This window comes from Burkholderia sp. 567, from assembly GCF_040545115.1.
Classification (GTDB): Bacteria; Pseudomonadota; Gammaproteobacteria; order Burkholderiales; family Burkholderiaceae; genus Burkholderia; species Burkholderia ambifaria.
In genome coordinates this window covers 588,100-607,255 of sequence record NZ_JBEPLG010000002.1, presented here as the reverse complement: position 1 = coordinate 607,255, position 19,156 = coordinate 588,100, and the positions used below count along the sequence as shown (strand labels likewise).

General features: G+C 61.6%; 12 protein-coding genes. All 12 read left to right on the top strand.

From position 1 onward, the window contains the following. Positions 1–70 precede the first annotated feature (70 nt). The 12 genes from ABIC50_RS08165 to ABIC50_RS08110 all read left to right on the top strand — a co-directional run bounded on the left by ABIC50_RS08165 (position 71) and on the right by ABIC50_RS08110 (position 18,957). A complete protein-coding gene (locus ABIC50_RS08165) occupies positions 71–11,773 on the top strand; it encodes a two-partner secretion domain-containing protein (protein WP_354162944.1) in 11,703 nt (3,900 codons plus the stop codon). A gap of 9 nt (positions 11,774–11,782) precedes the next feature. After that, positions 11,783–12,055 (top strand): hypothetical protein, encoded by a 273-nt coding sequence (locus ABIC50_RS08160; RefSeq protein WP_354162941.1) that lies wholly within the window; start codon positions 11,783–11,785, stop codon positions 12,053–12,055. A 195-nt stretch (positions 12,056–12,250) separates the two neighbouring features. Then, entirely contained in the window at positions 12,251–13,282 is a 1,032-nt protein-coding gene (locus ABIC50_RS08155) for an endonuclease toxin domain-containing protein (RefSeq protein WP_354162939.1), read from the top strand. Next, positions 13,207–13,776: a contact-dependent growth inhibition system immunity protein gene (locus tag ABIC50_RS08150; RefSeq protein WP_354162936.1), complete on the top strand. Its 570-nt coding sequence runs from the start codon at positions 13,207–13,209 to the stop codon at positions 13,774–13,776. Before ABIC50_RS08155 ends, ABIC50_RS08150 begins: the two co-directional genes overlap by 76 nt. 60 nt (positions 13,777–13,836) lie before the next feature. Beyond that, entirely contained in the window at positions 13,837–14,733 is an 897-nt protein-coding gene (locus ABIC50_RS08145; protein WP_354162933.1) for a DUF637 domain-containing protein, read from the top strand. Between the two features lie 51 nt (positions 14,734–14,784). After that, positions 14,785–15,462: a DUF6883 domain-containing protein gene (locus tag ABIC50_RS08140; RefSeq protein ID WP_354162930.1), complete on the top strand. Its 678-nt coding sequence runs from the start codon at positions 14,785–14,787 to the stop codon at positions 15,460–15,462. After that, the gene (locus ABIC50_RS08135; protein ID WP_334042866.1) at positions 15,459–15,662 is read left to right on the top strand and encodes a DUF4926 domain-containing protein; all 204 of its coding nucleotides are present in this window, start codon (positions 15,459–15,461) and stop codon (positions 15,660–15,662) included. Before ABIC50_RS08140 ends, ABIC50_RS08135 begins: the two co-directional genes overlap by 4 nt. Positions 15,663–15,966: 304 nt before the next feature. Further along, a complete protein-coding gene (locus ABIC50_RS08130) occupies positions 15,967–16,497 on the top strand; it encodes a hypothetical protein (protein ID WP_354162927.1) in 531 nt (176 codons plus the stop codon). A 230-nt stretch (positions 16,498–16,727) separates the two neighbouring features. Further along, the gene (locus tag ABIC50_RS08125; RefSeq protein WP_175668063.1) at positions 16,728–16,952 is read left to right on the top strand and encodes a hypothetical protein; all 225 of its coding nucleotides are present in this window, start codon (positions 16,728–16,730) and stop codon (positions 16,950–16,952) included. A 631-nt stretch (positions 16,953–17,583) separates the two neighbouring features. Next, positions 17,584–17,838, top strand: coding sequence for a DUF7660 family protein (locus ABIC50_RS08120; RefSeq protein WP_354162924.1), 255 nt, complete (start codon positions 17,584–17,586; stop codon positions 17,836–17,838). Continuing rightward, positions 17,835–18,011 (top strand): hypothetical protein, encoded by a 177-nt coding sequence (locus ABIC50_RS08115; protein ID WP_175668062.1) that lies wholly within the window; start codon positions 17,835–17,837, stop codon positions 18,009–18,011. The genes ABIC50_RS08120 and ABIC50_RS08115 overlap by 4 nt, the downstream gene beginning before the upstream one ends. 394 nt (positions 18,012–18,405) lie before the next feature. Beyond that, positions 18,406–18,957 carry a hypothetical protein gene (locus ABIC50_RS08110; protein ID WP_354162922.1) on the top strand — a complete coding sequence of 184 codons (552 nt, stop codon included), beginning with the start codon at positions 18,406–18,408 and terminating at the stop codon, positions 18,955–18,957. The last annotated feature ends 199 nt before the right edge of the window (positions 18,958–19,156 follow it).

Genomic DNA, 19,156 nt, shown 5'->3' with positions numbered 1-19,156 from the left:
CGTGCGGCGCCACGGTCGGCCGGCCGATGGCGTTCGGCGCGGAGCCATAAAACGAAGCGAACAACAGAAGATGAACACGTCCAAGCGTAAGACCTTGCAGCAGCTTGCCGAAGCAGCAGCGGCGCGAATCGGCGCGCGTGAGCAATCGATGGCCGGCGCACCGCGCTTTCTGGCGGGTGCGCCCGTTACGCGTTCGTACCGCTGGTGGCAGCGCGCGATCAGCGCGCTCGTTGCGCTGACGATGTTCGTCGGGCCGATCACGGTCACCGTCGAGCAGTGCCGCGATGCGGCTGGCGTGCTCGGCGCGGACAATCGCCGCATCGACGACGCTGCATGGCAGCGGCTGCTCGATCTTGCGTCGCTGCGCGTTCGCTTCTCGATGCAACTCGCGGCCGCCGCACCGATTACCGACCCCGCGGCGCCGATCTCGTTTCAGCCGGCCATCACGCAGTCGACGGGGGCCGGTGGCGGCGTACCGATCGTCAACATCACCGCGCCGAACGCGGCCGGCATTTCGCTGAACCAGTATCAGCAATTCAATATCGATCCCGTCGGGCTGATTCTGAACAACAGCCTGATGTCGGGTACGTCGCTGACGGGCGGCAATGTGCAGGCCAACCCGAACCTGAACGGCCGCACGGCCAGCGTGATCGTCAACCAGGTCACGTCGACGGGCAGCGGGTATGCGAGCTTGCTGAACGGCCCGCTCGAAGTGTTCGGCGCACCGGCAACCGTCGTCATTGCGAACCCGAACGGAATCACGACGCGCGGCACGGGCTTCACCAACACGATCGGCGTCACGCTGTCGACTGGCGCGCCGCAGTTTCTGAGCGGGGTTGGGGGCACCCCGACCGGCTTCGCGAACGCGAAGGCGATCGGCTACAACGTGACCGGCGGCCACCTGCAGATCGAGGGCAATGCCGGCGTCAATGGGCCCGGCGCAGGGATCGAGGGAACCGTCGGCACGATCGACCTGATCGGCGAGACGATCGGCATCAATGCACCGCTCTATGCGGGCACGCGCATCAACGCGATCGCCGGGCGTCAGTTCGTGGCGCCGGCCGCCGTCGATGCATACGGCACGACCTACGGCACGACATCGAACGGCACGGACAATTCCGCCGGGGCGATCAACGCAGCGAACGGCGGCGCGAACCGGTCGCTTGCGATCGACGCGACCGCATTCGGCGCGATGACGGCCGGCCAGATCCAGGTGATCAGCACGGCGGCAGGGATGGGCGTGCGTGCCGACGCGCAGCTCGCCGCGAATGCGGGTGATCTGCTGCTGTCGGCGAACGGCGACGTGGCGGTTGCCGGTTCCGCCGCGCAGCAGCAGGCGAAGATTGACAGCACGGGCAACGTGTCGATGACTGGCGCGCACATCGGGGTCGGCGGCTATGCGATCGACGCGAACGGTGACGTGACCTCGGCCGGGTCGATACAGTCCGGCGGCAAGCTTGCCGTTTCCGCAGGCGGCAACGTGAGCGTGGCGAATGCGCAGGCGAGCGGCAACATGACCATCACCGCCGGTGCGAGCGTGGCGCTCGGCGACGTACAGGGCGGCGGCGCGCTGTCGGTGACCGCGCATGGCGCGGACGGCACCGGCGACGTGAATCTGAACGGCACGTCGGTCGTGACCGGCGCTACGGCTGTGCAGGCCGGCCGCGACGTCAACGTGAACGGACAGACGAACAGCGACACGCTGCTGATTACCGCGCAACGTGATGCGACGATCAATGCGGCGCTGCAGACCTCGGGCGCTCTGGCATTGACCGCCACGCAGGGCAATGTCGCAACTCATGCGACGGTGAAGAGCGGTGGCGATCTGGCGCTGAAGTCCGGTCAGGACACCCTCGTCGCGTCGCAGGCAACCGCACAGAACGCAGTCGGCGTGCAGGCGGGGCGCGACCTGAGCGTGAGCGGATCGCTCGCGAGCGGAACGACGTTCGCGGCCGATGTCACGCGCGATGCGTCGGTCGGCGGTTCGTTGATGGTCGGAACCGACGCGCGCGTCGGCGCCGGACGCAACGTCGACACATCGGGTGTCGTGATCGTCCAGCGCAACGGGACACTGAGCGCACGCAACGACATCACGGGAAGCGGTTCGATCGCGTTCGGGCAGAACGGTGCGTTGAATGCGGCGCATGACGTTGCGTTGACCGGCAAGCTGCTCGCCAATGGTCTGCGGATCGACGCGGGTAACGACGTGACTCTTTCTACCGTCCAAGCGGGCGGTACGTTCGGCGTGACGGCAAACGGCGTCGCGGGTGGCGGAGACGTGACGTTCAACGGCAACGCGGCGGCGCTCGGCGCGACCGACGTGCATGCGGCGCGCGACGTGGTCGTGAACGGCACGCTCGCCGGCGGCGCGCAGGTCGCGCTGGCCGCGCAACGCAACGTAAGCATCAACGGCGGCGGCACCGTGCAGGCCGTCGGCGATCTCGCGATGACGGCGGCGAGCGGCAGCGTCATGTCGGCCGGCACGTTGAACGGCGCGGGCGCGCTGACGGCGCAGGGCGCGCAGGATGTCGCGCTAACCGGCGCGACGACCGTAACGGGCGACGTGACCGCAACGGCTGGCCGCGATCTCACGATCGGCGGCGAACTGGCCGGGCAGGGTGTCGCGACGCTCACCGCCGCGCGCGACATCGTCGCCGGCGGCAACAGCGGCTTCGCGCAGGACACGGCGTTGATCTCGGGTCGCGACATCGACGTGACGGGTGCGTTCCAGGGGCACGCAGTCTCGATGACGGCGGCCGGTTCGATCGCGCTGAACGACGTGCAAGCCAACGCGGGGCTCCAGCTCGCGACACGCACCGGCGACATTCTGATCGGTGGCAACGTGAATTCGCTGATGAACGGAGCGATCGACGCGGCGCGCGACGTGACCGTCAACGGCACGCTGCGGACGGCGAGCGGCCTGGCCATCGGCGGCGGTCGCAACACGTCGATCGGCGGGACGGTCCAGTCGAACGGCGACGTCGCGCTGACAAACGCGGCCGGTTCGCTGGCGAGCACCGGCAATATCCAGTCGGGAGGCAACCTGTCGGTGATCGCCGCGCAGTCCGTGGATCTGGGCACGCAATCGACGTCGGCGCTCGGCAACTTGAGCGTGGACGCGGGCCGCGACCTGACGATGAACGGCTCCGTCGTGGCGCAGGGCAACGGCACGCTCAACGCCGGCGGCGCGATAGGCGGGGCGGCCGCGGTTGCGTTCGGGCTCGCGGCGAAGATCGGCTCGGGCGGCGATACGACTCTCACCGGCTCGCTGCGCGGCGCCAACGTGACGACGGCGGCCGGCGGATCCGCGACGCTGCATGACGTGCAAGCCGCATCGGCGCTTGCGCTCGGCGCCCAGACCGACCTGAGCGTGACGGGTGCGGTGACCGGTGGCGCAGACGTTGCGCTAGCTGCGGCGCGCAACATCAACATCAGCGGTTCGTTGCAATCGGCCGGCGACACGTCGTTGCGGGCGAGCGGCGGCAGCATCGGATCGACGGGCGCGATCGCGAGCAACGGCGCGCTCGACGCGCAGGCCGGCAGCGACATCAACCTCGGCGGCAGCGCGACCGCGTCGCGCGACACGATGCTTGTCGCGGGACGCGACGTGAATGTGACCGGCACGCTGGCTGGGCAGGGGCAAGGGATCGTCAACGCGTCGCGCGACATCGTCGGCGCGGGCACGTTGACGTTCGCGCAACAGGCGACGCTCGACGCCGGGCGCGACGTTGCCCAGCGAGGGCTGATTCAGGGGCAGTCGGTCAGCGTGACGGCGGCCGGCAATGCGGCCGTGAACAACGTCGAGTCGACGGGCACGATCGCGCTACGCGCGAACGGCACGAACACCGCAACCGGCGCAGGCGATCTGCGCATCGACGGTTCGGTCGCCGCCGCCGGCGCGATCACGGCGCTCGCGCGGAACGATGTTGCGGTTGGCGGCAAGGTCGCGAGTGGTTCGACGGTCGGCGTTACTGCGCAGCGGGACATCGCGGTGAGCGGCGCGATCGAGTCGGTTGGTGACACGGTGCTCGCTGCACGGCAAGGCAGCCTGAACGCAACCGGCGGCATCAACAGCGGCGGCAAGCTCGATATCGCGACCGGCCTCGACCTGTCGCTCGGCGCGAGCACCAGCGCGATCGGCGATGCGGTGCTGACGGCCGGCCGCGATGCCGCGCTGAACGGCACGATGGTCGGACAGGCGAACGGCACGGTGACGGCCGGCCGCGACATCAACGGCGGCGGCAAGCAGGCGTTTGCCGCCACCGCAAACTATACGGCGCAGCGTGACGTTGCGCTGATGGGTGGCGTGCAGGCTGCTGCGATCACGGTGATCGGAGGGAACAATGCATCGCTGCACGACGCGTCGTCGTCGACCACGCTGACGCTGACCGCGAGCGGCAATGCCGGCGCAGGCGATGCGGGTATCACCGGCGCGGCTTCGGCACAGGGCGCGGCGAGCCTTACAGGCGCGCGCGACGTCTCGGTCAGCGGCACGCTCGGCAGCGGCGATGCGCTGACATTGAGTGCGCAACGCAACGTGTCGGTCAGTGGCGGCGTGGAGTCGAGGGGAGATCTGAACACGACCGCGACGAATGGCAGCGTGCTGCTCACCGGCTCCGTGACGACCGCGGGCGCGTTCAACAGCATGTCCGGACTCGATACGCAGCTCGGCGGCCAGATCGCGGTGGCGACGCAGACCCGCGTGCAGGCCGGCCGCGATATCGCGTTGACGGGGGCACTCGCGGGGCAGCGTGACGGCGTGCTGAGCGCGGGGCGCGACATCAGCGGTGCGGGTTCGGCGGCATTCGCACAGGTGGCGGCGCTCGACGCGGCGCACGACGTCGCATTGACGGGCGCGCTGCAAGGCGCGAGCGTCAACGTCACGGGTGGGAACAATGCGGGGCTCGGCGCGGTCCAGGCCGTCAGTGGCAATCTCGACGTGACCGCCAAAGGCGGTGCGGGCGGCGGCGATGTGACGATCGGCGGGCCGGCAACCGCGTTCGGTGCGATGCAGCTGCAAGCCGCACATGATGTATCAGTTGCGGGCGCAATCAATACAGGCGGCACGACGACGATCAATGCGGCGCACGGTGTCGCGCTTTCGACGGTCAATTCGGCGGGTAATCTCGGCATCACCGCATCGGGCGGCAATGCGACGGCGGCAAGCCTGACGACGCAGGGCGACCTGAACGTCGGCGTCGCGCAGGACATTGCGGTCGCCGGACAGACCGTCGCGGGCGGCAGTGCTGTGTTGAACGCAGGGCGCGACATGACGCTGGCAGGCGGCATCGGTGCGCAGCAAAGCGGCACCTTGACGGCGGGCGGCTCGGTGAGTGCCGGTTCGATCGCGTTCGCCCAGCAGGCAACCGTCAATGCGGGCGGCAGTATCGCGGTTGCGGGGAGCGTCGGGACCAACGGCGATCTCGCGATGACGGCCGGCAACGATCTGTCGGCAGGCTCGGTGCAGGCGGCCGGCGCAATCGCTTTGCAGGCACAGGGGCGCAACGGCGCCGGCGACGTGATGGTGAACGGCGCGTTGGCGTCCGGCAAGGCGACGACGATCACGGCCGCGCGCGACGCGGGCGTCGGCGGCGCGGTGTCGAGCGGCGGCGCGCTGAACGTGACTGCCGGACGCGACCTCGGTGTCGCGGGGGCGATCAATTCGAGCGGGGATGCGGCGCTGACTGCGACGGCCGGCAATCTTGGCGTCGCAGGTCCGATCGTGTCGACCGGGAATTTCCGTGCAAATGCGGGTAGTGGGCTGGCATTGCTTTCCGGCGGGCTCGTGAACGGCGATACGGCGTTGACGTCGGGCGATGCGATGACGCTCGGCGGCGCGCTGTTCGGTCTCGGCGGCGCTAGCATCAATGCCGGCGGCGCAATTGCGGGTGGCGCGGCGCTGACGTACGGCAAGGACATCGCAGTCAATGCGGGCGGCGGCATCACGCTCGGCGCGGTTCAAGGCGCTGGCAAGTTCACGGCGGTGTCGGGCGGCGACATGTCGTTCGGCGCGACGACCGCGGTCGGCGATGTGTCGGCAAAGTCGAACGCCGGCAGCGTGACGTTCGGCGGGTTGTTGCAATCGGGCGGCAACGTCACGGTTCAGGCTGCGAACAACGTGTCGCTCGCGGGCGGTGCGGCATCGATGGGAACAGTCGATGTCAACGGGATCAACGGCAATGTGTCGGTCGCGGGCGTGTCGTCGAATGGCGACGCAACGCTGCATGCCGGGCAGACCGTCACGTTGAGCGGCAACAGCACTGTTGCCGGGCAACTGGGCGTGTCGGGCGGCAACGTTACGCTGAGCGGTTCGGCAGTCGGATCGAAGAACGTGACCGTTTCAGCGTCGGGGACGATCGATGCCGGCAATGCGTCGCTCGTCGCGTCGCAGAACCTGCAGGTGAACGGCGCGAACGTGACGCTCGGCAATGCGACGGTCGGCGGATCGCTCGGAGCGCAGGCGTCGAACCAACTCACGCTGGCCGGCGGGAAGGCAGTGAACGTCGTCGGCAACGCGACGCTGACTTCGCAGAACGGGTTGTATAACGCCGCGAACGTGTTGGCCGGATCGCTCGATGTATCCGCCGCGAACCTGACGAATGCGGCCGGTGCGTCGCTGGCATCGATCGGCACGACGACGATCACCGCGTCGAATTTCGCGAACGCAGGGCTGGTGAACGGAACGACGACCAACGTCAGCGTTGGCGGTGGGCTGACGAACGTCGGCGGATCGCTGATGGCCGTGAATGCGCTCAACGTCAATACCGGGACGCTGAACAACCAGAACGGGATCGTCTTTGCTGGCAACCCGCAGGCCGCGACAGGTGCGACCGGCGACGTGTCGCTGACGATCAATGGCGGGAACGGCGCGCTCTACAACGCGGGCGGACAGTTGCTCGCGCAACGGAACATGGGGATCAGCGCGGTCAACATGGCGTTCGATCCGTCGCAGGGGACGATCAGCCAGGGCGGCAACCTGTCCATCACGGCGGGGTACGTGAATGTCGGCGGCACGTGGAATTACGGCGGGCAGGGCGTTTCGCTCACTGGGCTGAACGGGATCACGAACGACGGCACGATCACCGGAACGGCGCCGCTGACGCTGACGGCTGGCGGCAGTTTCGAGAATCACGGGCAGGTCACCGGGTCGGACGTGACGTTCAACGGCACGCTGAACAACGCGGCCGGGGCGGTGATGCATGCGGACAACATCCTGACGCTGAATGGCAACACGACGAACCGGGGGACCGTCGAGGCGGGCAATGTTCTCAACGTCAATGGCGGCAACTACGACAACCAGGGCGCGACGACCCAGTCGCGTGGCGACGCGAATTTCAATCTGGGCGGCTCGCTGCTCAATACGGGCGGTTCGATATTCGCCGGACGGAACATCGGCATCTCTGCTGCGCAGGTGATCAACGACCAGACTGCTCCGCAAGGGGCCGTCACGACGACCACGCAGGTCAGCGATCCGTCGCTCCTGATGTCGGGGGCGGTCGGCACGGTGACCGCCGGCTACGAAAAAATCTCGGGTCATGAGCAAACGGTATCAGCGGCTTACGTGACGTCGTCGGCGACGCTCGGCGGCCTGCTGGCACCGACGGGCTCGACCACGAACAGCGGACTATTGTCGGCTTCCGATCCGGTCGCGACGTCCGGTACGGTGACGTTCAATCAGTACCACGTCCTTACCGGCACCAACGACCACGGCGTTTCGCAGGATTCGAACTACTGGTTTGTCGGAACGGGGCCTGCGGCCGGTGCACTCAAATCGGCGACGTTCACGTTGCCGACGGTCTATCAAACGACGACGAACCAGCAGGCCGGGACATCGGGCGTCATTTCCGCCGGCGGCTCGATCTCGTTGACCGCCGGCACCCTGTCGAATCGCGGCGGGCAGATCGCGGCGCAAGGCGATATCTCGCTCAACGTCCAGTCGCTGAGCAACGGCGCGGTTGCGCCAACCATGACGGTCAACAGCACGACCTATGTCGACCAGGCCCAATACGCGAACTTTCTGACGCAACTGGCGGCGCTCGGATCGATCGGGGTCCAGGGTACCGGCAACCCGACCGGGCTATTCAATTGCGACGGGGGCAATTATTGCCAGGTGGGCTCGCCTTACCTGCCGACCACGTTCCAGATCAACACGGGTGCAGCCGCGCCTGCTGCTACCGGCACGGTGACCTTCACGACGCCGACGGGCATGATCGCAGCCGGCAGCAACCTGACGGTCGGCGGCGGCAATCTGACCAACGAGGGGCTCCTGTATGCCGGCAACAACGTCGCCATTACGTCCGGCACGCTGACCAACCAGGGCGGCAACCAACAAAACTACGCGAGCCAGGTCGGTTGCGCATCCGGCGTGCCGAACTCGGCCTGCGGCAACGCCGGCCAACCGCGCGGCAACAACCCGACCACGACGACGTTCGGCTACAGCCAGAACGACGCGACGATCTACGCCGGCCACGATCTCGTCATCGCAGCCGGCCAGATCAACAACACGTACGGCAACCTGCTCGCGGGCCATGACATCGTCATCGGCGGTGTCGGCTCGACGGCAAGCTCGACCACGCCCGCGCAGAGCCTGAACAACACGTCCGGCAACATCGTCGCCGGCAACGACATCAAGCTCAACGTATCGGGTGCGATCACCAACAACCTGCCGCCACCCGTTCCGGTACACGAGAACTACGGCAAGCAAGAGCAGTACTCCGGCTGCATGACTGCCGGTGGCTACAAGGAAAGCTACTGCGAGGGTTATGTCGACCAGCAGTCGGGGAGCTCGTCGGTCATCAGCGCAGGCAACAACCTGCAGATCAACGCGGGCAGTCTGACGAACATCGGCAGCCTGATCGCGGCCGGTAACAACGCGACGATCGCGGTCGCAGGCCCTGTCGTCAACGAGGCGCAGGTGCTGAACGCCTATTGGCACTCACACTGGGTGCAGGAAACCGGCATGTTCAGCAGCGACAAGCGTCACGACATTTGGGCCTGCGGTACACCCGAGCAGTGCAAGGCGCTGTACGGCAGCGCGTACACGAGCACCGGCGGCACGATCGATCCGCCGACGCCGGTCGGCAACATCGCGGCGACCATTCAGGCGCCGAACCTGTCGATCTCGTCGAGCGGACAGATCCAGAACGTCGGCAATGTGATCGGCACGTACGTGTCGCTGACGGGCCAGAAGCTGATCAACGGGATCACGACGGCGAACACCTATACGCCGCGCGTGAACGCGCCGTCGCAAGTCATCTCGTTGAGTCCGGTGGATCTGCCGGGGCTGAACCTGTCGGTGCCGCGCGCGGTCGGTACTGGCAAGTTGCCGACCCCGGTCCCGGGCGCTGCGTCGTATGTCGATGCGTCGCTCGGCGGTTCCGCGATCGGCTCGCTCGGTCCGCAGGACCTCCTGAATAATCTGCCGTCGAGCCTTCAGCCGTCGTCGACGCTGTTCTACTACAACCCGCAGGAAGAGGACCTGCTGTTGCAGCAGGCTGCGTTGAAGCAGACCGGGAAGTCGAGCTTTGTCGACGGGCTCACGTACGACAGCAAGAACAACGTGTCGGTGACGACGCAGGAAAAGGAGTACCTGTACCAGAACGCGATCGACTACTCGAAGGCACACGACCTGCAACTCGGCGCTGCGCTGACGCAGGAGCAGATCAATGCGCTCGACCGGCCGATGCTGTGGTATGTCGAGCAGACGGTGCCGGATCCGACGTGCCACGCGACGGGCACGGCGACGTGCCCGACGATCACCGCATTGATGCCGCAGGTGTATCTGCCGCAGGACACGCAGGCGCTGTCGGCGGGCGGCAATATCTCCGGACACGACGTCACGCTGAAGTTCAATCAGGACGGCAACGGCAGCATTCTCAACACGGGGAGCATCACTGCGTCGGGGACGCTGAGCGTCGACACGCACACGCTGACGAACCAGGCGAATCAGGTCAACGTCGGTGAGATCTGGCAGAAGGTCGATGACGGGTATCTGAAGACGACCGGGACGGTGGTGCAGCCGGGCGGGTTCATGAGCGCGGCGAACATGGAGTTGAATGTTCAGGCGCTCAATCAGATTGGTGGGGCGCTGCAGAAGCTGGCGTCTGACGGAACGATGGATCAGGCAGGCACCCAGGACGCGCTTGCTGCACTTCAACATCAACTCGGCGGCAATTTCACGCAGACGACCCTGAGCGACAACCTTCATCAGGATTTCGTGAAGGAAGGCGGCTCGTTCGGGATGATGCAGATCGCCTCGATGGTGGTTGCCGTTGCTGCAGCAATCATGATGCAGCCGGAAATCTCGGCTGCGATCGCGTCGATGTCGGGCGCTGCCGAAGCGGCAACCACGGCTGCGTTTATGGCAGCCCAGCAGGGGCTGACGGGCGCGGCCATTACCGCGGCGGCGAGTGCGGCGGGCGGTTCGCTGGCCGTTGGCGGCTTGGCCAACACGATGATCGCAGTCGGGTTGAGCTCGTTTGCGTCGAGCGCGCTGGGACAGGTTGTTGCTACGGGACAGATCGATTTCGGCGCGAGCCTGAAGAATGGCCTGATCGGAGCAGTGACTGCCGGGCTGACGAACGGCATCACGTTTGATAGCGGTTCGGGCTCGTTCGGATTTAGCGCGAATGCTGCATTCGAAGGAAGCGCTCCGTCTCTTTCGGCGTTGGCCGGTGTGCAGACGACGGGGAATGCGTTGGTGCCGCAGGCTGGTGCGGCGGCTGGATCGCTACCGACCGCAGCGCTGGCTCTCTCTGCCAATGCGGCGATTCAGGCCGGCACGCAGACGCTGATTGGCGGGGGAAGTTTCCTCGATAGTTTGCGAGACAGCTTCGTCAGGGATGCAGCCGCCGCTACTGCTTATGCGATAGGGAATGCGCAAGATACAACCTTTGGCGCCGGGGCGCCGGGAGAGTTGGGTTATCTCGCCTCGCATGCGGCGCTTGGATGCGTAGCCGCGGCGGCCAGCGGTCAAGAATGTGCCGGTGGTGCGATTGGCGGGGCCACGAGCGCTATCCTGTCGCCGCTGGCTATTGACGCGATCGATCCGACGCATGCGCCTTTGGATCAAGGTCAGATAGCCGCGATCACCGCACTGGCGACGCTTGCCGGTGGCGGTCTTGCCGGACTCGCGGGCCAAAATGCGATGGCGGGCGCCACAGCGGCGCAGAACGAGGCGCTGAACAATGCGACGTCGCACGTTACCCCGGACGGAACAGGCGGTAAACCGGGGCAGCAGAACGAGGGCGAGAAGTTTGTAGTGAATCCGACGCCGCAGGGTGCGCCGGTCAATCAGGCGCAGCAGGGCGGCGGTGGTGGAACGGATGCGGAAGCCGTGACGGTAGGGTCGTCCTCGTCAGTGGCGGGGGCCGCTGGCGGAGCCAAAAACACGATCGCACCGCCGCCGAAGACGTACGCCGTATATCCAATGGGGTCGGGTGCTGCCAGCGGGCCATTGCCGCCAGGATATGTTACGGTTTCGCGGTGGGTGTCTCCCGCTGAGGCGTCCCTGTGGGTTCAAAACCAAGGGACGGCGATTCCTTCTGGGATACCACAAAATGGTACGCCGCAAGTCTACGTGACTACTGCGGGAGCACCATACCCCCCGGGCGCGAACGGAACCGTACGAATTGATTTCGCTGTGCCAAGCGGTATGTTGCAACCCGGAAACGCATCTAATAATTTCCAGATACTGCAACCATCAGCGAGTCGGCCGATCTACAACGTCACAATCAATGTGCCGAACGGCATGATTCTGCCAAAAGCTAAGTAGGAGTGAGACATGCGAGTTTCCTCAGATTTCGGAATTGTAGTGCGCCGCAAGGCTTTGGAAGAAAAACAAGTTGATTTGTCTCCGGTCCTTATCGAGTTTCACTTCGAGGGATATTTTGACCAATCAAATGAATTCATCTCATTGGGGCCATTTTTTGGCGGCGATGCGGCAGATGACTGTATGAGAATGCTTGAGAAGCTGGGGCTTGGCTATATAGACGACTTTTTCATTTTTATGGGCGATTTTCCACAGTGGTGTCGCTTCGAGGTATTTGCGCAGTAATTGTGAGAAGAAGAGATGGTCTGATGAATCGGTGCGTTGATCCGTCAAGCTGGAAAGTGCGTCTCGGCGAAAAACAGGAATGACGAACCGCATCAAGGCGGCAGTCGCTTGCGAAGCCGCGCAGCGTCTAGGGTTGCGGGGTGTTGCGAACGCGGGCCGTGTCGGGGTGCTGGATACGGAGCGATTGGCGGGGCCGTGTCAGCCGGCTTAAATCCGATCATTGATGGGAATGGGAACATTCCGCCGGCTGCGTTAGCGGCGATTGAGACGCTGGTGAGCGGTAGCGTCGCTGGAGCGCTCGGCCTCAATGTTCAGGACGCAGTGACGGCGGCCCAGAACGAGACGCTGAACAACTGGCTGAATCACGTTCCATCGAGTCTGATGCTTCTGTCGGACCAGCAGCGTTACGACAATGCGGTAGCGGCATGCGGCAACGGCGACCAGCAGGCATGTGCCACGGCAAAAACGCTTCAGACGCTGTCGCAGCAGAACGATGCATGGCTGGCGAATGCTTGTGCAGGGGGGGCGGCACGCCTGCCTGTAAGGGGAGCGATGACGGCCGCGTTGGCCGGTGGGAATATGGTCGAGTTCATCAATGGGACGGCCTATGCGTTCGATCCGAACGCTCCGGCGATCAAGGCCCTCGGCGATCCATATCAGACCGCCTATGCAAATTCGTTCGACGGACAACTGGCCCAAAGCACGGCTGATGCCCTGCAGTTTGCGCCGATCGACAATCCGGGCATTGCCGCTGCGGTCGGTGCGATCAGCACTGTAGTGAGATCGCTGATTGGCGACCACGGCATCATCGACGCTGGAATTCAGTGGGGCAAGGGCATCGCGGCGCAAGGCATACCGTGGGCAAATTACCTTGCTTCGCAGTTGCCCGCCGGATTGAGGCTGCCGACGGGTTTTAGGACCTTCGATTTTTACGATGAAGCCACGGGTGTTGCCATCAGTGCCAAGACGCTGGACACCACGACCGCAGCTAAGATAGCCAATCCGACGCAGGTCTATTCGTCGCTCAAGGGTAATATCGACACGGTGGCGAATTTTACAGAAGCCAGCCTTGGGACCACGACATTAACAGTGGATGAAATTGCTGCCCGGCAACTGCAGGTGGCCGTGCCTACTGGCACGACCCCGGCGCAATGGCAGCAAATTTACCGCGCGATCCAGTATGGTCAGGGTCTGGGCGTCAAAGTGATTATTACTCCGGTGAAGTGATGGCGAGCGAACCAAGTTGGAAGAGCCGGGTAACGGCGAAAATTAATGAAAAATTTATCTGCCTCGTACCTCAATCGGGGTACCGGTTAGCTATGGCGGAGCCGACGGCTGCGGAGTACGTGTTGGCTCCAGATGTCCAGGACGATGTGTTAGGCGAAGCAATTCGGAGCGCGCTAGCTGAAAGCAGATTCTTGTCTCTCGATCAGGCCAATGTGTTGCGACTGACGGCTGATTCGCGCTACGCAGAGTGGGTGAGATCGTTGATGGATCGTTACGGATACGGAACCAAGCAAGCGCTGTTCAAAAATATGCGGAGTTGCAGCATCGTGTTATCTGCGGACGAGTTAGTTCTATCCCCGAGCCACCACGATAAGTTGGATAGCTGGAGTCGGGCGAAGGACGACGGAATTGAGGACGTAACCATTCCCCGCGACAGTTCTTCGGTTGAGATTGGCGCAGCGTTGCGTCTTGCGTTCGGTCGGTGCACTGGCTAGGGCTTATTACGGTTACGCGTGCTGGATAGGCCCGCGCCGGCTTTTGTCCGGATAGCAGCAATGAGACGAACCCGGCCACGTGCCGGGTTTGTGTTTTATGACGTCGACGGGTGTTGCGTCGTCTTCGTTCCATTTGCCCGATTCATCGTCGGCAGCGAGTCGACAACCGGCGATGACGCGATGTTCGTCGTGCAGCCGGAAATCTCGGCTGCGATCGCGTCGATGTCGGGCGCTGCCGAAGCGGCAACCATGGCTGCGTTTATGGCAGCCCAGCAGGGGCTGACGGGCGCGGCCCTTACCGCGGCGGCGAGTGCGGCGGGTGGTTCGCTGGCCGTTGGCGGCTTGGCCAACACGATGATCGCAGTCGGGGTGAGCTCGTTTGCATCGAGCGCGCTGGGGCAGGTTGTTGCTACGGGACAGATCGATTTCGGCGCGAGCCTGAAGAATGGCCTGATCGGAGCAGTGACTGCCGGGCTGACGAACGGCATCACGTTTGATAGCGGTACGGGGTCGTTCGGGTTCAGCGCGAATGCTGCATTCGAAGGAAGTGCGCCGTCTCTTTCGGCACTGGCCGGTGTGCAGACGACGGGGAATGCGTTGGTGCCGCAGGCTGGTGCCGCATCGGGATCGTTGCCGGCCGCCGTGTTGGCGATGTCCGCGGACGCGACGATTCAGGCAGGAGTGCAGACGCTGATCGGCGGGGGACGTTTCCTCGATCGTCTGCGAGATGGCTTGGTTCAGGATGCTGCGGCAGCAGTCGCGTACGGCATTGGTGACACCACGAGTCCTTATTCCATTCAGAACGTCCTCGAACATGCTGCGCTCGGATGCGCATCAGGTGCGGCGACGGGGCAAGGATGCGGCGGTGGTGCGATTGGCGGGGCCGTGTCGGCGATGATGGCGAACAGCATCGCGACCGCCGTGACGGGTGGGCAAGGGGTTACCGATCAGGGGTAGCTTGCGGCGATCGTAACGGCGACGTCGCTGCTCGGTGGCGCAGCAGCTGGCTTGCTTGGCCAGAACGTGCAGGGTGCGCTGACGGCAGCACAAAACGAGACGCTGAACAATACGTGTGCGGCCGGCCACAACTGCGGCACATTGAAAAGCGCGATCGCAGATACGGGACGTGTGGCATGGAACACGGCGGTTGGGACGGTTGAGGCGATTCCGAACTTCGTGAATGGGGCGCTGCCGGGCTATCCGGATTACGTGCCGTTCCTCAACGGTGCGATGCTGCCATATGACGATCCGGACTTCGGGAGTTTGGTGTCGCTGGTGGGAGCGGTCGGGGCGGCTTCGCTTATGGGTATCGGTAGGTCTGCTGCGGGCGGAGACGTTGCTGCTCTTGCTACAGCAGATTCACGAAAGTTCTTGGACTACATATTTGCCACGGGCGCTGATCACGGCAAGAACGCCGTTTTTGAATCATTGGGATACTCCGGCGCTGACTCTGTTTCACTGACGCAGATGTGGGAACAACAAGCCACCCAAAAATACGCCCAAGGTCAATATACGCTTGGTAAACTGGATCAATATGGCCAGCGCATTAACATCGAAATTGCGCTGCCTGGGAAGGGAGCCGCAGCTGGCCAAACAAGCTATCTGCGCTCTGGCTGGATGATCCAAAGTGATGGTTCCATCAAGTTGAATACATCATTCTCTGGATTTACTCGGAGCGCGAAATGACGATTCGTATTTATGACAGAGTGAGATTCGTTGGACCGAGAGGTTTGGTTTCCTCACTGAGACCGGGGGATATCGGCTACGTCATTGAGGACTACGGTGACGGTAACTACGAGGTCGAATTCTCCAATGCAGACGGTACAACTCGAGTACAAGAAGTAATTGCAGTCGAACATTTAGAGAATGCTCCGCTGACGCCCTGAGTTACGGCTGAATGTACTTCAGCGCCCAGATGCTGACGCGCGTGGCGTTCCAGCGGTGTACCGACAGCGTTCCACCGACGTGCACGCAACGTTCCGTCAGTGCGTGTCTGTTAGCGCTGCGATCCGAATGAAAACAGGTGCGGTTAATGGGGTGGTGTGGCATTTTTTATACTAGCCCAATAACGGGGATGGGTGGCCCGGCGCCGGGATTGCTCAAGATGATTGCCGATGCAAATATCAAGGTGGTGATTCACAAATGAAATTTTCGGCTAACTATAATCCTGCAACCACGGAATTTTCGTCGATGAAGAAGGAAGAGCTCAAGGAGTTTAATGAGTGGTTTATGTTGAATTTGCCGTACTTCATTGAGGAGTTGACGCAACTGGTACGAAGCACGCCGGGGTTTGAAAACTGGTTTCCGGATTGCTCGCCCCGTTCTTTGGAGAGTTTGGGTACATGGCTGGCGGGAAAGATTGAAAAGCGGGATTTAACATCGGTTGAGATGGGAGAGATCGAGAGTAGATTGGGAAGGGGTGTTAATATTTCCCGGTTGGATTTGACTGATGAAACAAGGCGCCTAATCACTTACGTCGGTATGTATTACGGCGATGTCGCATTGAATAATGTGCCGAATGTCAGGTGGGAGCAGCAGTTGAGAAATAAAAGGTTCGCTGACTACGGGCAGCTCACAATTGCGGGAGGCGAGGCTGTGCCAATTAATCCCGTAAGGATCGTGAGTTCTTTCGCATATGGCGTTGCTAACGGGGAAAAAGACGGAAAACAATTGCGGGAAATGTATGAATATTGGGCGAATCTCTCGCTAAAAAGAGGATGAGGCGTGGAATGTCGGCGAAGAAATTTCCTTCTCTGGCGACAAGGGCATTGCAAAAGTGATCGTCGGGTAGCATTGAAAACCGCCGTTCGAGGCGTTGTCGCCGCCCCGATCGTGCAGCGCGGTTTACGCGGAGCCTGAAAGGGCGATTCAGAAATTTTGAGGTTGGAGATTCGGTTTTTATTGGGCGGTCCGGACAAGCTGCGAAATTTGAAAGTACTGTTGAAATTGAGGTGTCCTTCAGCGGTGTTGCTGAGTCATTTCAGATGCGGCTCGAATGTGGTGGTCGCGAGGTGATGGCTCTCGTGAGCGAGCGAACGGAACTGATCGGATTCTATCGCGAGCAAGGACGACGTGGTATTCGCGCAGTGTTCATCCTGCAGGGCGTGACCTCGGAGGCAATTGTCATCCTCAAGCCGGACATTAGTTGTAAATGGTGGGTGCTTCGTACCAAATAAATCGTATCCGATGGGGAATGTAGCGGCTGGGGGCGAGAAGGGCGGCTCAACACGAAGTAAATGCGCCAGTACTAGGCTAGCCCCCGGCTCGCGGTCCTGGCAAGGGGGCAATGCCCTAGCGGGGCTGGAACGGAGCTTGGCAGCAGAAATCAGTCACCCGCCGTACTATCAAAAAAAGCGGCATTGGCCGGATTCGTGACGTATCGGTTTCTTCAGACGCGTGTATACTGGGGCGCGCTCAAATGCGCAGCTGCGCAAAAATACGCCCGCGGTCAATATATGGTTGGTAAACTGGATCAATGCGGCCAACGCATTAACAACGAAATTGTGCTCCCTGGGGAAGGGTCGGCAGCTCGTCAAACGAGCTATCTGCGCTCTGCCAGGGTGATTCAAAGTGATGGTTCCATCGAGTTAAATATATCATTCTCTGAATTTGCGCGGAGCGCGAAATGACGATTCGTATTTATGACAGAGTGAGATTCGTGGGGCCGAGAGGTCTGGTTTCCTCACTAGACCGGAGGATATCGGCTACGCCATTAAGGACTACGGTGACGGTAACTGCGAGGTCGAATTCTCCAAATCAAGGGTGCTCATTTGCGTGAAAGGTGGGCCCAAGCCGTAGGAGAAAAACATGGAATTGTCGGAGTTGGTTTCAAGAATTGAATCCAAAGAGGAGTTGGCGGATTTTGTGGGTCAACTGCTGAAGGATTTGGATGAAAATAGAGCCGAGTGGGAAAATCAAACGCTTGAGCGGTTTCTTCTTGCAATGGAAAGTTGGATCCGATCTATGGATAGTTTTTACAAAAACACCAACCAAGAAGTTCCGGTAACTCCGAATTGGAGAACGTTGGGCGATATTCTCTACGCTGCGAAGATATATGAATGACGAAATCACGTAGCCTGATTGAGGATCGGCGTCTCTTCGATATCAACCGATTGCGCGAACTCGGCGGCGAGCCGAGTTCGCACTTTGTGGTGTCGAACGGCATTGTGTCGACGGCAGCACCTCGACAGTCCTCTTCACAGCAACCTATGATCACCAAAACCGTCATCATTTAGCGTTTCGAAGTTCGCGCGGATCTGAAATGTCGGCATCAACCACGCAGGATCGTCAACCAGGCCCCAGCCCGAATTGCCGCTACTAAGTCCGTAAGGTCCAGCGGGCGAAAGGACTTTGTTCATCATCGGTTCCGCAGTGGAAACTTTGTTTAGGCACGTATGCTCTTAGATCCAGTTCGTACAAGAGAGGTGATGATTGAGGGAGCGTGGCGCAATGAAGTGCGTCCGTGGCCAGTTCAAGTTGGATAAATGCGACCTTGGATAATTTGCCGAGCAATTCCCCTGCGAGAATTGCTATTACAAGCGCTCGAAATAATGGGCAGCTTTTCACGGCGGTTGCTGGTGTGAATAAGGCAACTGGAAGCTTGGTGATTGTGCCTGTGAAGGTGAAATCATGAAGAGGCTCATGATAAAAATTCCACCTACTGAGGATGCGGCTAATCGGTTGAGACATGTCGTGGAAAGACATGCGTTCGATGTTTCAAGCGGTGTGCTGGATAATTGTGTTGCCAATATAGAGGGTAGTTTAGGCGATCCATCTGGATGTTTGCGCACATTAATGAGCTATGCGGAGGCGGCGGCAATCGCGGTATGGTACGAAACTGGTGATGTTGCAGCCTTTAAGCAATGGTTCTATGTTCGTGCGAAGCTCGAGTATATTCTTTCTCAGTCGAAATATAATGAGCCTATTGGTGCATTGGCATATGAGCGTAGGGCGATTAATGGGATTTATTATTTGGTTTCGGGTCATCAGGGGCTGATTGACTGGTGCGGTGGAATTGATTCTGCATTCGATGGCAAGAGGATAAATAATCCTAATTTATTCGATTTTTGGACGGAGCAGTTTTTCATTGCGTTGCGGGGAGATTGGAATGCTTTGAGGGATCGGTGCGAGCGGGTAATTTCGAATCCGCCCAAGGGGAGTAGAGAGAAAATTTTTACCTGATCATAAATTTTATTTGGCTCTTGCGGAAGGGGATGTTAATGGAATGGAGGTTGCAATTGATGAGTTGGTTTCGACGGAATTAGTTCGCAAGCGGGCGGCTCTGGACGGGGGTTTTTTGCCAGCTTAATATGCGCGTCGGCAGTTATCTACAGTAGTCTTGCTTGGCGGCACGGTTATGAAGTTAATATTGATAGCCCTT

Bases quoted from the DNA above. Each gene is read 5' to 3' on its own strand.
- ABIC50_RS08165 (WP_354162944.1), top strand. From the start codon at position 71: ATGAACACGTCCAAGCGTAAGACCTTGCAGCAGCTTGCCGAAGCAGCA.
- ABIC50_RS08115 (WP_175668062.1), top strand. From the start codon at position 17,835: ATGACGAAATCACGTAGCCTGATTGAGGATCGGCGTCTCTTCGATATC.
- ABIC50_RS08160 (WP_354162941.1), top strand. From the start codon at position 11,783: ATGCGAGTTTCCTCAGATTTCGGAATTGTAGTGCGCCGCAAGGCTTTG.
- ABIC50_RS08135 (WP_334042866.1), top strand. From the start codon at position 15,459: ATGACGATTCGTATTTATGACAGAGTGAGATTCGTTGGACCGAGAGGT.
- ABIC50_RS08120 (WP_354162924.1), top strand. From the start codon at position 17,584: ATGGAATTGTCGGAGTTGGTTTCAAGAATTGAATCCAAAGAGGAGTTG.
- ABIC50_RS08130 (WP_354162927.1), top strand. From the start codon at position 15,967: ATGAAGAAGGAAGAGCTCAAGGAGTTTAATGAGTGGTTTATGTTGAAT.
- ABIC50_RS08110 (WP_354162922.1), top strand. From the start codon at position 18,406: ATGAAGAGGCTCATGATAAAAATTCCACCTACTGAGGATGCGGCTAAT.
- ABIC50_RS08150 (WP_354162936.1), top strand. From the start codon at position 13,207: ATGGCAGCAAATTTACCGCGCGATCCAGTATGGTCAGGGTCTGGGCGT.
- ABIC50_RS08145 (WP_354162933.1), top strand. From the start codon at position 13,837: ATGAGACGAACCCGGCCACGTGCCGGGTTTGTGTTTTATGACGTCGAC.